Origin of the sequence: Leptothoe spongobia TAU-MAC 1115 (assembly GCF_018739885.1) — a bacterium.
GTDB lineage: Bacteria > Cyanobacteriota > Cyanobacteriia > Phormidesmidales > Phormidesmidaceae > Leptothoe > Leptothoe spongobia.
This window is the reverse complement of the sequence record NZ_JADOES010000040.1, coordinates 13,770-28,550: the sequence shown is the minus strand read 5'-3', so window position 1 is coordinate 28,550 and position 14,781 is coordinate 13,770. Positions and strand designations below refer to the sequence as shown.

15 protein-coding genes are annotated in these 14,781 nt (G+C 46.5%); 5 read left to right on the top strand and 10 right to left on the bottom strand.

Translation table 11 applies throughout. The features are described from left to right. Positions 1-13: 13 nt before the first annotated feature. The gene (locus IXB50_RS17430) at positions 14-922 is read right to left on the bottom strand and encodes a sulfotransferase family protein (RefSeq protein WP_215610267.1); all 909 of its coding nucleotides are present in this window, start codon (positions 920-922) and stop codon (positions 14-16) included. A gap of 148 nt (positions 923-1,070) precedes the next feature. Further along, positions 1,071-1,565 carry a YdcF family protein gene (locus IXB50_RS17425; protein WP_215610266.1) on the bottom strand — a complete coding sequence of 165 codons (495 nt, stop codon included), beginning with the start codon at positions 1,563-1,565 and terminating at the stop codon, positions 1,071-1,073. 987 nt (positions 1,566-2,552) lie between these two features. On the opposite strand from IXB50_RS17425, the gene IXB50_RS17420 reads away from it, so the two are divergent. Then, complete coding sequence (locus tag IXB50_RS17420; protein WP_215610265.1) at positions 2,553-3,152, top strand: pentapeptide repeat-containing protein; 600 nt, start codon at positions 2,553-2,555, stop codon at positions 3,150-3,152. Between the two features lie 108 nt (positions 3,153-3,260). Here IXB50_RS17420 and IXB50_RS17415 read toward each other — a convergent pair whose 3' ends face one another. The 4 genes from IXB50_RS17415 to IXB50_RS17400 form a co-directional block, all read right to left on the bottom strand. Beyond that, entirely contained in the window at positions 3,261-4,184 is a 924-nt protein-coding gene (locus tag IXB50_RS17415; protein ID WP_215610264.1) for a hypothetical protein, read from the bottom strand. A gap of 342 nt (positions 4,185-4,526) precedes the next feature. After that, positions 4,527-5,942 carry an alanine/glycine:cation symporter family protein gene (locus IXB50_RS17410; protein WP_246564649.1) on the bottom strand — a complete coding sequence of 472 codons (1,416 nt, stop codon included), beginning with the start codon at positions 5,940-5,942 and terminating at the stop codon, positions 4,527-4,529. Between the two features lie 85 nt (positions 5,943-6,027). Next, positions 6,028-6,984, bottom strand: coding sequence for a putative 2-dehydropantoate 2-reductase (locus IXB50_RS17405; protein WP_215610263.1), 957 nt, complete (start codon positions 6,982-6,984; stop codon positions 6,028-6,030). 216 nt (positions 6,985-7,200) lie between these two features. Further along, positions 7,201-8,214 (bottom strand): hypothetical protein, encoded by a 1,014-nt coding sequence (locus tag IXB50_RS17400; RefSeq protein ID WP_215610262.1) that lies wholly within the window; start codon positions 8,212-8,214, stop codon positions 7,201-7,203. Between the two features lie 245 nt (positions 8,215-8,459). Between IXB50_RS17400 and IXB50_RS17395 the strand changes: the two genes are divergently transcribed. After that, positions 8,460-9,071: a Uma2 family endonuclease gene (locus IXB50_RS17395; protein WP_215610261.1), complete on the top strand. Its 612-nt coding sequence runs from the start codon at positions 8,460-8,462 to the stop codon at positions 9,069-9,071. 44 nt (positions 9,072-9,115) lie between these two features. Here the strand turns inward: IXB50_RS17395 and IXB50_RS17390 are convergent, their stop codons facing one another. The 3 genes from IXB50_RS17390 to IXB50_RS17380 all read right to left on the bottom strand — a co-directional run bounded on the left by IXB50_RS17390 (position 9,116) and on the right by IXB50_RS17380 (position 10,876). Beyond that, positions 9,116-9,904, bottom strand: a complete 789-nt coding sequence (locus IXB50_RS17390) for a DUF4870 domain-containing protein (RefSeq protein WP_215610260.1) — start codon at positions 9,902-9,904, stop codon at positions 9,116-9,118. Between the two features lie 74 nt (positions 9,905-9,978). After that, positions 9,979-10,446 carry an ankyrin repeat domain-containing protein gene (locus IXB50_RS17385; protein ID WP_215610259.1) on the bottom strand — a complete coding sequence of 156 codons (468 nt, stop codon included), beginning with the start codon at positions 10,444-10,446 and terminating at the stop codon, positions 9,979-9,981. Between the two features lie 76 nt (positions 10,447-10,522). Next, positions 10,523-10,876: a VOC family protein gene (locus tag IXB50_RS17380; RefSeq protein ID WP_215610258.1), complete on the bottom strand. Its 354-nt coding sequence runs from the start codon at positions 10,874-10,876 to the stop codon at positions 10,523-10,525. A gap of 336 nt (positions 10,877-11,212) precedes the next feature. Between IXB50_RS17380 and IXB50_RS17375 the strand changes: the two genes are divergently transcribed. The 3 genes from IXB50_RS17375 (at position 11,213) to IXB50_RS22660 (ending at position 14,461) form a co-directional block, all read left to right on the top strand. Further along, entirely contained in the window at positions 11,213-11,893 is a 681-nt protein-coding gene (locus tag IXB50_RS17375) for a response regulator transcription factor (protein ID WP_215610257.1), read from the top strand. Positions 11,894-11,903: 10 nt separating this feature from the next. Beyond that, the gene (locus IXB50_RS17370; protein ID WP_215610256.1) at positions 11,904-13,157 is read left to right on the top strand and encodes an iron uptake porin; all 1,254 of its coding nucleotides are present in this window, start codon (positions 11,904-11,906) and stop codon (positions 13,155-13,157) included. Positions 13,158-13,240: 83 nt separating this feature from the next. Beyond that, positions 13,241-14,461, top strand: a complete 1,221-nt coding sequence (locus tag IXB50_RS22660) for a sensor histidine kinase (RefSeq protein ID WP_215610255.1) — start codon at positions 13,241-13,243, stop codon at positions 14,459-14,461. A gap of 22 nt (positions 14,462-14,483) precedes the next feature. On the opposite strand, the gene IXB50_RS22865 is transcribed toward IXB50_RS22660, so the two are convergent. Beyond that, positions 14,484-14,774 (bottom strand): phage integrase N-terminal SAM-like domain-containing protein, encoded by a 291-nt coding sequence (locus IXB50_RS22865; RefSeq protein WP_407658818.1) that lies wholly within the window; start codon positions 14,772-14,774, stop codon positions 14,484-14,486. Between the last annotated feature and the right edge of the window lie 7 nt (positions 14,775-14,781).

Genomic DNA, 14,781 nt, shown 5'->3' with positions numbered 1-14,781 from the left:
AGAGATTTAAAGCTTAAGCAAGCCAGTGAGTTAGATCTCGATCAATCAGCGACTGCAGCTTAAGAATATCCTGACGATAGAACTCAGTGATTTCTTTTTTTTGTTCATATGTTATTTTGGGTTTGTAGAGAAAATAGTTACTAATAGATTCTCCCCAATCCATCATTTTTTTATTGCCCGTTGCTCGTAAGGGAATGACCAACAGTCTTCGGGCAAGGCCACGGGCTAACCTATTCTTAGGAATCCCCGACTGATTGGGGCGTCGAGAGAAATCTACTTGAAATTCACTATCTACACCCACATAGTCAAAAAGACTGGCTAGGGTTTCTTCTGGTCGTTTCACCAAGTCTTCGTACAAAACCACCTTGATTTGAGTAGGGGAAAAGATATCAAAATATTGCTTTAGCTGTCTATAGTAAAACCCATGTTGTCTAATATGCCAAATCGGTGCCCAGTTGGCCTGAATTCTCTTATCCTCTTGCGCCCAGACTTTTTCAAAATCCTGTATTTTCTCACGCCCGTCTCGCACTAAATGCAAGAAATTAGAGTATGCCCTAGCTGCAGGTTGACGCAAAATTACAATCAAACGCACTCCGGGTAAATAGTGTTGAATTCGCCCAGCTGCTTTAGATGAGTAGAGATACATAGGAGAGGCTTCACCAATCGCACGTTCGGTGGATAATCCGTCAAACTGAGCTCGATAATCATCGATGTGAGTAATTGATAACCGATTGGTGGGAGCCTGGGCATCCCCAGGACCACAATAGTTCGGAATAGAGCCTTCAAGCGCAAAGAAATTTGTCTCCTTGATGGGGCTCATATAGATTTCAGGATGTTGATAAAAATAACGATATAGTGCAGTGGTTCCAGATTTATAGGCCCCGACAACCAAAAAACTAGGTAGATTTCTTTTTATAGGCATTTCAGTCGCACTCTAATGTTCGTCGCTTTGTCTACTCTATTATGAGACTGCCCTGGCTTGTATTTGTTTAAAATGATGTCGTAACAAGCTGTTCTACTCCCGCCACTGGTATATAGAATCACGCCATGGGTTATTGACAAACCTATGATTACTGAGAATAGTATCCTTGGAGTCCATAGGAGATAAAGCTAACCACTTCGCGTAACGATAAAATCTGGCGACGATATCGGCTGTAACTAGCCGGAAATGGAGTTGGGTGAGGAATTACCTGGAAACCAACACCACTAAAGGTCAGATATGCCCTCAATAGGTGAGGTATATCGGTCACCAAAATGATCTTCTTAATGTTCCGTTCCATCAGTACTTGGGCTGTGTATTTAGCATTCTCTGCCGTAGTTCGTGAACAAGCTTCTCCATCCAAGATGCCTGTATCCACCCCCTGTTCTTCCAGGGCTTTAACAATGCGGGGGGCATCGCTTTTACCACTAAAGAAAACCAGGGGAGCACGACCGGATTTCACTAGAGACACGCCAAGGGCCGAGCGAGCTTCTCTAAGATCTTTTCCTCGACCTAATACGACTATGGCTTGAGTGGGCTCACCAGTATCGATAGGGACAAAGGATATCAGCAAGTAACGCCCCATCAAAGACAAGACTATAGTGGAGAGTATTAGCCCCAGACTAATGCGTACCAACCAACCTCGGGATCGTTGTCTTCTTAGGACAAACACACTAACAACCCCGATGATCACAATTAAAGCAATTAAAATTGCAGGATTAGAGAATAGTTTAAATAACCTTCCTGTGAACTCAACCCACTCTTCCGTGGCATCATTTGTACTGCATGCGGGAGGTCTCAACATAAGTATAGATAGAAGTAATCCATAAAAAATGAGTTTTATTGATTCTCGATAGGGCGTAAGTGGTGAGATGTAGGCAGACAGGCACAATCACTGTGAGGTTGATCCTCTAAGTCAGCCATATAAAACAACGGTTAACCATCCTGTGATAGGCATATATCAAGGCAAATAATTGCAAACCTTTTAAATGTAGCACTGTCTCGCAAGGTGATAGTTATCCTCCCTATTTAAACCTTGTCCACGTCCAGGACGGTCGTTTTACCATGGGAGAAACTACAGGGTTCAACTTGGACGTGGTTTGGAGATACTTCTAGCTTGATTAGGATGCCCTATATATCTAGATTGTGATTTCGATCATGTGATCTCATTGGTTAAACTCACATGGGCATAATTTCCTGATCAGCTCTGTAATTGTGCGCTCTAGTTATCATTAACGTTAGCTACATGACGTACATCTTTTCGAGGAAAAGATCGTTCTTCTATGGAGGATCAAGAAGGCAATGTAAGCACCTGTCATCAGTTCATGAATTATCCATTTAGTGGACAGTTTTTGATGTGAGATCACTAAATAGTGAAACCTTATTTCCTTAGATGAATCTATAGAGCTATATGCCTGGGTGATGCTAGTCCATGGCGGGATAGCTAAAGCTAGATTTAGCTGATCTAAGCCAAGGAATCGTGAAAGGTTAGTAATGGCTGATCTTTCTGACTCTCTAACGGAAATTCAAAATTTCAATATGTATGATGAACGGTGCAAGCCCCAGAGGTGGAATGACTAATTCGCAGCAGTTAACTATTATTCGTCAGGGAAGTCAGGTTTGGAATCAATGGCGAATGACGAATGCCAATATTGGTATTGATTTGAGCTATGCCAATCTAGCAGGTCTTGATCTACGTGAAATTAACCTTACTAATGCGCAACTAGTATCAACAAACTTACGCAACGTTGATTTAAGTGGCGCTAACTGCAGAGGGGCTAATTTACTAGATGCGAACCTAACTAACGCAAATCTTCGTAATGCTAACCTGATATCAGCAAATCTAGTATCCGCCACTTTAAAGCATGCCAACTTAAGTTTTGCCGATTGTAGAGGCGTCAGTTTGCCAAATGCAGCACTGGACTGTGCGGATTGTGAAGCTGCAGATTTTCAAAACGCTAACCTTAGCGGCACCGAATGTAAACGATGTAATTTTAGACGTGCAAACCTTTCAGGAGTTAGTCTTTGGTCGGCCAACCTCAAGGGCGCTTGCTTGTACGAAGCACAGCTATCATCCAAGACGAATTTTAGCAATGTTACCTGGGGGAATACAGTCTTGCCCAATGGTAAGGTAGGCGATTTTAAACAATCGCTCAATTATAAAAACGCTTAGGGCATGTAGAGCATTGTTTTGCGCTCACTTCTTTATATTTAAACCTTGTCCACGTCCAGAACTGGAGTTTTTCCGTAGAGAATCTATAGGTTTCAACTTGGACGTGATTTATAATCTTGGGCGACCCAATAGTAATGTACTTAGAGCATCCCGAGCATTGGCAGGACGGGGACGCTTGAGAAGCCAGCGTAATGGTGGAAACGCGATTTCGTCGGTGAGTAGAATAGCCTCAAACTCAAAGGGGAGCATCAGATAGGTCGTTTGGCTCTTTTGCTCATAGGTAATTTGCCGTATGCCGATCATCAAGCGCAGACCATAAACCAGGGTTGGGCCAACCTCTTCAATAAAGCCGTCATCACTACCACTACTAAGTCTGCTGTTTAAATCCATCATATCCAGGATATAGTCCGCTACATCCAGCATCTCAACTAAGGGTCTTTTAGCTGTTAGGGTTTGGGTTTCAGGATCAAGGCCCAGGCAATTTTCCCCAGTCACTTGACCAATGAACGATTCACGTGGGTTGATCACGCTTAAGACCTGGGCACGGGGTAAGCCTCCCCCTATGGGTATCCCTGAGCGGACAACTCGCTGGGTTCTGCGAGCCTTACCGGATGTGATCGAACTTTGATCCCAATCAATAAAAATCTGGGCATCGTTGGTTGTGTTTTGGATGGCGATGGAAAGGTTCATGATTGAACGGGCTAGGGGCATTTTGCCGGTGGGCCCCACATCCACTAAAACCATGAACTCCTCGTCAGGATCATTGTGAGAGGTTACCTTGAGGGATAGATAAGGCGGTAGCTTTTTGCCCTCAATCTCTAGTTGATCAACCTTGGCAGTAATCTTCTGAGAAGTTGTCTGACTGGTTGACAGTTGATCAAGCTGCAGTTTGACCTGTTCAATTAATGATTCAACATTCAGATCAACTTGTAACTTATTTTCTAGGGTGTTTTCTACAGATAGGGCCATTTGGTAGAGCACGTAGATCACTACCAAAAAGTAGATTGTCAAAATTAGAACATCGCTACCCATTACCTACCCACAACCTTAATAAATGGACTACTGAACCAAAGGTGCCTATAGATTACACCCATTTTCAAAAAGTGTTGCTTTGGATTGTTATGAGTAATATGAACTTGCAAATAGGCATGTGATGGCTGCGTCCAAGCAGCATCAGCAACGTTCCCTTTTTGTTAGCAGGTTCTAGATAAGTAGATGGCCGTAACTATGCTAAAGCTTCTGAAAGCCCCCTTCCGTCCCCCAATACTGGGGGAGACCTGACTCAAAGCCCCCAGTATTGGGGGTTTGGGGGCTTGACGAATAGGCTAATAGAAGATTACTCATCATTACGTTTAGTTTTGGCTGCTTACTTAGTTACTTTATCGGTGTGGGCACTAGTATTTTTCTGGTTTGCCAGTATTTGTCCAGGCTATGGGCGACTTGGTCGGATAGGAGCAAGAGGCCCAGCATATTGGGAATGCCGAGGGCGAATACCATGATGTCGCTAAAGCGAATGACGGTATCCAGGCTGATGATGGTGCCACCAAAGCAGCCAAGGATATAGAACAGCTTGTAAGCCAACAGCCCCCGTTCACCTAGTAGATAACGCCAGCAGGCTTCGCCATAGTAAAAGCAGGAAATAATTGTAGAGAAGCTAAATAGACAAACGATGATGGCTAAACCCCAAGTCATCATGGGCACTTCAGCTGCAAAGGCGGTGGTTGTGAGTTCTATGCCGTTGACAAGGCTACCAGGCTGATACACTCCCGTGAGCAAACACACTAGGGCTGTCAGGTTGCAGATAAGGACAGTGTCAATCAGGGGCTCTATCAAGGCGACAATGCCTTCACGTACGGGTTCGGGATTCTTGGTAGCAGCGTGGGCGATCGCAGCCGCTCCAGTCCCCGCCCCATTGGAAAATACGCCCCGCTGTAGCCCCTGCACCATGACACCGACGAGGCCCCCTTCAATGGCAACTGGATGCCAGGCTGAATGCCAGATTTGGCCCATAGCCATGGGGATACCTCCCAGATGATGAAAGATGATCCATAGGGCCGCAGTCAGGTACAGCCCCACCATGGTAGGTACGATGGTGGAGGCTACCTGGGCAATGCGCTGCAGACCGCCGATAATCACCGCAGCGACGGTGAGGGAAAGGACTAAACCATAGATCCGTGGATCACTCAGCCATGACCAATGTAGCTGTTCGCCCAAAGCGGCTACGGCGATGCCTGACTGGTTGGCTTGAAACATGTTGCCGCCGCCGAGGGCGGCCACCATACAGATAATGGCAAAGGTAGCAGCTAACAACTGCCCCATGGGTTTAAGACCCCGCTCCGCCAAACCCTGGCTGAGGTAGTACATAGGCCCACCCAAGACCTGACCATGGCTAACAACACGATATTGCTGGGCCAGGGTGCATTCAGTGAATTTGGTGGTCATGCCCAGCAGTCCGGCCACGGTCATCCAAAGGACGGCTCCAGGACCGCCCAACTGGAGTGCGATCGCCACACCCGCAATATTCCCCAACCCCACCGTCGCTGACATGGCCGTCGCCAGCGCCTCAAAGTGACTCACCTCCCCCACTTCATCCGGGTCGTCGTAGGTACCGCGCAGCACCGATAGGCTATGCCCCAACCCTCGCACATTAATAAACCCCATGCGCAGCGTGAGGTACACCGACCCACCCAGTAGCCACAGGACAATCAGCGGCATGCCCCACAGCTTAAAAAATAAGGTCCGCTCCAGCAGCGTTACCCCCAGGTCAAATCCTTGGTCGATGTTGGTCAAAAATTGGTTCAAGGTCGTGATTGCGTAGGCTATTACTAGTGTAAACCTATGTAAACCGATGCCTTTGCCCAAGGTGTAGTTCCTGCTAAGGCGATGACAGTTGTTTTACCTGGTGGTAAAGCTTTTTCATCTGAGGGGTGGCGATGCCCAGCTTGTCTGCCGCTCTTACCGGATTCCCCAAGATCGCTTCTACTTCTAAAGGGCGACCGGCATCGAAGTCAATTTTCATACTGGTGCGGTAGGGCTTCATGCGGGTGGTGGCTGCCAGCATATCGGTGGCGAAGGTCATGGGAATTTGGCGCAGTGGGACGGCGGCATCGGCAATGGTAGCGGCCCAGGTGTTGGCGATGGTGATGACTTCGGTCATCAGGGTATGGATTTGCGATCGCACCTCTTCATCCGCCATTAGTTCATTAGTAGTCGCATCTAGCACCACCGATAATCCGTTATAGGGCACATTCCATACGAGCTTGCGCCAGCGCGCCATAAACAGGTCATCAGTGACATTAATGGGAATCTTTGCTGCCCGAAAGTCATCGGCAATTTCCATCATGGTTACCGTTAGCGCTCGCTTTTGATGACTAGCGCTATAGGCACCCAGCTGAACTTTGCCGTAGTCTAAGTGGTGAATGTGCCCCTGACCGACTTTGTTAGAACAGATAAAACACAGGCCGCCCATAACCTGTTCTGGCAGCACTAGCTGAGCAAGTTCGTCTTCAATGCCCAGTCCATTTTGCAATGTCAGGACTATTGCCCCCTCCTTTAGTGGTGGCATTAGCTCTATCAGGCAATGGTTTTGAGTTGTTTTTAAGGCGATAACAACAACATCCATCGGTGGCATATCCGCTGGATTGTTATAGGCATTTACCTGGGGTAGCGTGATATCACCATCAACCGACTCCACCACCAGACCCTGCTTTTTTACATGGTCATAGTCGCTACGCAACAGAAAATGTACGTCACAGCCACTTTGCTGTAATCGTGCTCCGTAGTAACCGCCAATGGCTCCTGTACCAATGATGGCATAACGTTTAGCCGACATGGTTGATTGGTTCCTGCTCTACTGTGATCACTAATTGTATGGGGCAACGGCAGAGTCATCCCTGGGAGCCATTCGCTAGTTGACTCCTTCAGAGACCTTCTGTAGCTGTCGTACAAAATCAGGGAAGATCGAGTTGTATGACGTGTAGCATGTCTCAAATGCTCCCAACTCGACCGTTTAAATTGTTGGCAAAGTCAGTGCGCTGAAGGCAACTAACTATTCTGATGGCTCTGCCAGCTCTGCTGGACAGAGTCGATTGGCCCCTTCTAACGTATTTAAAAAGCCGCAGCTAGCAAATTTCCCCGCTGGTGTAATATCCGGTCGAAACACTAGCAATGCTTCTGCTCCTGATGCTGAGCCATGACGTACGAGTAGGGTTGAGTCCCAATATTGCAAACCGCTGATGCTGCTGAGTCCGTAACTCGAAAACTCATTGGGTAGCGGACGTTCTCCTGGGACCTGAGTTCGGTATAGGGCATGACCCCCTACCCCCTGCGGATCAACGACAAATACTGCCGTCTGCTGTGTTTCCAGACACTCTTCTAAAAGTACAGGCACTGCAACATTGTCGGTGAGAGGATCGACCATGGGAGTACCGATGATGCGACGGGCGTTTAATGTCTTTTGGGGAACTTGGGTAACGGTCTCACAATCTAGAGCATCCAACACATTTATGTTCCAGCCCGTAATATCAATGGTATTAGTCTGATTATCGGGCCAAGTCAAAATTAGACTTGCTTTATCTGCCGATACTGAGGCCATGGGGGTCCCAGTGGGTTCAGTTGGTGGTTCTGGTTCAACTGGTGGTTCTGGTTCAGGCGGATCAGTAGGTATCTCAGGTGCTTGGTCTAAGCCTTGTCCTGTCTGAATGTCAAAACAGTTGAATCCTAAACTTTCTGTATAGGTGCCATTAAACGGCCCCAGGGCAACGGTCAACTGATACCGGCTATAGTTGCGAAATGGCCAGCGCTCAGTATGAGCGCACGCGTCAGCATTACAGGCACAGGCAAAGACTGGAATATCAGGGAATCGCTCTTTCCACTCAGCAATGATCAGGGCGAGGTCAAGATCTTCGCCTGCTGCATAACGGGCAGTGGGAGGCAGATTATTTTCTTGAGCATTGGCATCCTCTTGAGCATTGGCTAAGGGGCTAGTGTTAACAGCAATCACCCCTAAACTGGCAAAGACAATTCCTTTTGTAATACGACTGATAATATGACGCCATTTCATCAGCTTTCCCCCATATTGTGTAGGTATGCTCCCAAGGTTACTGATAATTTCAGTTGGGTTGAGGTGTGCTTAAAGTAGCTTTAGATTTTGAAGGAGATTCTGTTATCGAGTAGCGCGTAATTATTAATTGCTCTGGCTACTTGGTTTTAGCTGGGAAATACGACTTATGAGCCCAAGGTTCGGCACCAGATTATGAGCCATTGCTATAATAAGTCCAGACTTTCCTGGATGGAGCCAGGTTGCCAATGACTAGCCTGTTGGTCAAATCCGTAGAGATGTCGTTGCTGATTGATCTATCTTCGCTCACCATCATGTCGAAGATGAGCGATCAGCAATTTTATGAGTTTTGTCGCACGAATCCTGAACTAAGGATTGAGCGGACTGCTAACGGAGAAATTATCGTTATGCCTCCAGCTTTTGCTGATAACGGTAACCGTAATGGCAGGATTTTTGGGCAGCTTTATGTTTGGTCTGAAACAGATGGAACGGGTGAGGCGTTTGATTCTAGTTCAGGGTTTACATTACCTAATGGTGCAACGCGATCGCCAGATGTGGCATGGATTTTATCTGAGCGTTGGAATGCATTGTCACCGCAACAACAAGCTTCCTTTGCGCCGATTGCTCCTGATTTTGTTGTGGAGTTACGATCTAGTAGCGATACAGTGATGAGTCTACAAGAAAAGATGGAAGAGTATATTAGCAATGGAGTTCAGTTGGGATTGTTGATTGATCGAAAGAATTATCAGGTGCATATGTATCGACCTAATCAATCACCAAAAATTTTGGATAAGCCTGAGTCCGTTAGTTGCGAACCTGAGATGTTGGCATTTGAATTGAAGATGGCAAAAATTTGGTAAAGGTATAACCCGGATTTTGCCTCAACAAACTCACGTCCATCAGTCTAGACAAAGCGAGAGAAGACCAGGCAAAAAATACTAGGGATAATTGAGAAGCTTAGCAGAACCCCACTCGTCACTAAAGCCAATGTAATCAGAAACCATTTCTCAAACCATTGATCAATAATGGCATTAGCTGGGTCAGACGGAGAATACAAAACCTCCACAGAGGCTCCTTTCTTATAGGTTATATAGTCCGACCAGCCAAGAGAAGACACTTCATAGGACTCTTGTTGCGGCACTTTAAATTTAATCACCGGTTTATAGAGTGTATCACCGTCATCCCCTGTCTTTTCCAAGACCTGGGTAACGGTACCCGTCGCTGGCGATAGACTGGCCAGCCAATTCACATGACGATGTCGCCAGACAAGAGAGCCCAGCAAAGCTGATAAGGGAATTACAACCAATGACAAAAAGCCAATGGCCGCTCTTTGCAATTGTTTGTCCGCTCTAGCCCCGAGGAAATCAATGGTTAGAGGATACTTCCAGACCTTACCCTTACTAGCTTGAATCGCGGCAATAATAGGGAATATAAGCCGTAGCCCCCATAACACTGGGAGAAGCACAGTTCCCACTAACGTAATCATCAAGACAACGCTATAGACTGTCGATGATATCAGCCAGTTAATCGCATTACGAGCATGGGGTTCAATTTGAGGAGACTGTTTCTTGGTAGTTTGCCAAATAATAATTGGCAACATTATATCTATAAAGGGTATCGGCACCAGCCACCCCAAGAGCAGTGAAAGGTGTAATAAGAATGCCCCTGAGGGAGTCTCTTTTGCATGACTCATAGCAATTGCCAGCCCATGGTACCCAACTATCCTTTGGCCTACCCCTTGTGAACGCAACCCATTGGGGATGAAACTTAATACTCAGCCCCGTCGCCGTCGCTCAAGAGCTGGACAATGGGATCGGCCTCACCCCGCCGCAGGGCATAGTCCAAAGCTGTTCGGTCCCATTGATCTCTAACGGTTGTATCAGCCCCTTGCTGCAAAAGCAGCTGCACCAGCTCAATATGATCTTTAAACGCAGCCAAAATCAGTGGCGTTACCCCCTCACCATCAACCCAATTAACATCGGCACCATGCTCAATCAAGAGATGGGCAATCTCTATAAAACCATCACGGGCGGCATAGGTAAGGGCCGTATTTGTGTGGTAGACCACATTTGGATCGGACCCTTGCTCAAGCAGCATGCTGACTGCATCTGCATCTCCCTCCAGGGTTGCTTTGACCAACGGCGGAGCCACATCAACAACTGCAGTAGACTCTGCATTCACTTGTCGATCAACCGCATGACAGCTCCCCAGTCCCAGACAAATGCTAGGAAGCATCAGCGCAATCAATAAATAATAGGAATATCTCCTAGATCGGGACATAACTGAGGCCACCCCATGCAAACAAAGTCACCTACAGGTCTGACCAGACAGCCAATTCATTACCGCTAGGCTCAATAAAGTGAAATCGACGACCACCAGGAAACGTAAATATCGGTTTGACAATTACTCCGCCTGCTTGCTCGATTTTACTCTGAGTTGCTTCTAGATCATGACTGTAGAACACAATCAGGGCACTACCACTTTTGGTAGAGGATGCCAGATCAGCCTTAAAGAAGCCGCCATCCAGCCCCTGATCAGCAAATGCAGTATAGTCTGGCCCAAAGTCTTCAAAGGACCAACCAAAGACCTGGGTAAAGAACGCCTTTGTTGCAGGAATATCTTTCGCAGGTAATTCAACGTAGTTTATCTTTTCATGCTCATTCATAGAATTGCAGGGGCACAGTATCACTGACCTATTCTAGCGACCCGAACTGGCAAAAAAGCTACAATCTCTTTTCAGCAAGTATGGAGTGCAGCCCTATCTCAGCGGCCATGAGCATCATTATACGCCCGTTCTCAACTAGGGTTTACCACCTTCGATGTTCGCCCTGACCGTATATACATTCGGGCCATTGGCACAGATGGCACGGTTTTTGACATAGCTGAAATTATAGATGCCGGTTAGTCTAATCGATGTCTTGTCAAGTTCTTGATCTTCTTGAAGTATCTTATAGCTATGGTATAGATCCAGAGGCAGATGAACCGATAAGAGGTTAGACAGGTGAGGATTTTATTGGTAGAAGATGATGATCGCATTGCTAAACCGCTAGCCGAAGATCTCAAACACCATCAACATGTGGTAGACGTGGCTGTCGATGGCATGGACGGATGGGACTATGTCCAGAGTATCGATTATGATCTGATTCTGCTCGATCTGCTGATGCCTCGCCTTGATGGCATCAGCCTATGTAAAAAATTACGCAATTCTGGATTTCGCGGCTTTGTACTAATGTTAACCGCCAAAGATACCACCACCGATAAAATTATCGGGTTGGATGCTGGGGCTGATGACTACATGGTCAAGCCATTTGAATTGGATGAGTTAGCCGCTCGTATCCGGGCATTGTCTCGTCGTCCGATCCAGATGCAATCGACTGTTCTAAAACAGGGTTCACTACAGCTAGATCCAAGTACACATGCCATTCAACACAATGAGACCTTCCTAAATCTAACACCTAAGGAATATTTAATTTTAGAGCATTTGATGCAAAATCCAGGTCAGGTGTTTACTCGATCTATGATTTTGGACAAATTGTGGGAGTGCGATCGCGACTCTGGAGAAGGCACCATTCGCACCCACATCAACAACCTACGCCAAAAACTCAAAAGCGCTGGCAGTCAGCACCAATATATAGAAACCGTCTACGGTGTCGGCTATCGACTCAATAGCCCTAAGAATTAAGAGAAAATATATGTTTTTAATTGAATATCCTGCACCTTTAAATTATCTAAAACCACAGCCAGTTATTGCTCAAAGCCTCATTAATAGTGACTCTGACACTCCCTTTCCATTAGTCTCCGAGTTAGAAGAACTTCTACACGAACAAGATAATATAGGCTCCCAGGTAGACGCACTCGAAAATCGAGTATCTGACCTACAGGAAAAACAAGTCTCTCCGGTCGTAACGTTATCAGGTGAGGCAATTTTTGGAATAAGTGATGCTACTGGCAACGATATTAATGAGGGCACCCGGTTCAACAGAAGTATCGAACTCATCTTTGGGGCTACATTGACCGGAGAAGATTATCTAGAAATTGGTATCGAAGCCGGTAACGCAGGAGAGTTCAGCTTTAATGATGAGATTACGGCAGAGGGCCAGCTCAGCTTTCTAACCGACACTGAGGATAATGTTGAGCTCAGTGAACTGTCCTATGAGTTTCCCATGGGAGACCGAGGAACGGTATTTATCTCAGCGACAGGGGACGATCTTGATGACTTCCATCCTCTGTTAGACGATGATCTCACTGGAGCAATTTCTGAATTTGGCAGTGAAAACCCCATCCATAGCTTGGTAGACGATGTCGGCATTCAGTTAAATTATGAGCTTACAGACGATTTGGATATTGGAGTAGGCTATTTCACCGAGAATGCCAGTAACTCATCGGAAGGATTATTTAATGGCAATAATAGCGCCTTTGTTCAAGTGGGTTATGAACCCAGCGATAGTCTCCTTCTAGGATTCACCTATGTGTATACCGACAACGATAGTAGCCTGGAAACTGATACAGGCAGCTTCCGTTCGCAAGTTGATTTAGAACAGCCTGTGATTGGTAACTCCTATGGTTTCGCAGGCAGCTGGGCACCCAACGAGTGGCTCACTGTCGGTGGATGGGTGGGGTATACAAACGCCAGGGTGATTGATGAGGGTGACGCCTATATTTTGAACTACGCCCTGACATTAGCCTTTCCAGACTTAGGCAAGGAGGACAACCTGTTGGGACTTATGATCGGCCAGGAGCCAAAACTAATGGGTACCGGTGGGTTTACCATTGATGACCGTCGTAGCGACCCGGATACATCCCTACACATTGAAGCTTTCTACACCCATCAGCTAAATGACTATCTCTCTATTACCCCTGGCTTTATCTGGCTTACGGCCCCTGACCACAATAATGACAACGATGACATTATTCTCTTTACGGTGAGAACGGCTTTTGAGTTTTAACCAGGATTACGCAATGTATACCATGGTGGACGACTAATGGGTGATGTCATAATGGTTTCACGGGGCAACAGGGATCTAACGCGGTGTTCAAGCAAATTCAAACTCGGCTGTTGTTGTCTTACCTGGTGGTCTTGACTGTGGTGTTGGGGGTGTTTGCGATCGCAGTCCGCACCACGTTTGCCTATAGTCTCAACCAACAACTCAACAGTCGACTGGCCACCCTGGCCCGTGCGGCTGCATTGGAGCTGGAACTGGACGGAGGGAAACTTAGTGTCGACCTGGAAACAATCACTAATGAGGCTCAAGCAGTACAGTGGTTTGATGAAGACGGCACTCTCCTGGAAAGTCAGGGAGACTATGTAGTTACCCTACCCTTTGAACCTAAAAATCAGCTACAAACTCAGCATAAACCTTATCCTGCTAAAGCTTTAACCATAGCCATTGATGACTTTAACAAGGATATATTTCTCGGCTATACCCGAGTCAGCGAGTCTACTGCCGATCTCAAAAATACCCTACGTACTCTGGACATTGGTCTTGGTAGCGGCATTATCGCAGCTCTAACTCTCAGCAGTTTAGGCGGTCTATGGCTGACTCGACAGGCCATGCAGCCCATTGAAAACAGTTTTCAACGGCTCCAGCGGTTTACATCCGACGCCTCCCATGAACTGCGCAGTCCGCTGATGGCGATACAAACCAATGCTGTCGTCGCCCTCAAGTATCCAGAAAACATGCGGTCTTCAGACGCAGAAAAGTTTGAAGCCATTAAGAGTGCCTCCAGGCAGATGAAGGCTCTCACAGAAGATTTATTAATCCTGACAAGGCTAGACCAGAAAACAGTTGTTGAACACACGTCAATTGATCTCACCCCCGTCTTAGAACATCTGCACACTCTATATCAGCCTCAGGCAAATGCGAAACAGATTCGTCTACAGGCGCAGTTTGCGACCAGGCTACCGACCATGGGCAACAAGGTACAGCTTACTCGCTTGATTACGAATTTAATCGACAATGCCCTACGCTATACCCCTGAAGGAGGTACGGTTAAAGTAACGGCTAAACATTTGTCTCCTAAACTCATCATTAGTATAGAAGATACTGGCATTGGCATTGCTCCTGATCATTTAGACTATATTTTTGAACGATTCTGGCAAGTGGATCAGGCTCGGGCTTATAAAAGCGATGGCGCAGGGTTAGGTCTGGCTATTGCTCAGAGTATTGCCCACAGTCATGGTGGTGTGATTAAGGTAACAAGTCGGCCTGGACAAGGCAGTTGTTTTACGCTTGAGCTGCCTGCAGACTAGGATTGGCAAACTGCAGCTTTCCTTACGTTGTTGGTGCGATAGGTGTTGCACTCCCTAAGATTGATTCTCCACTAATAAATGCCTGACAATGTGAGAGAAAGGCTTCAACTTCTGGCCATCCCATCTTTCTGGAGTACTGCCAGTCGTGAAATTGAATGTATCGCTTAATCCAATTGATGTAACTTTGCTCGGTTCGATATGAGTAATGTTTTACGCGAATAGTATCACAGCCCCCTTCCAGTAAGGTTCCTGGATTAGATTGCTTACAAATGACTACATAAAAACAATGAAAATCCCATGTAGCAATTACCACTTAATAG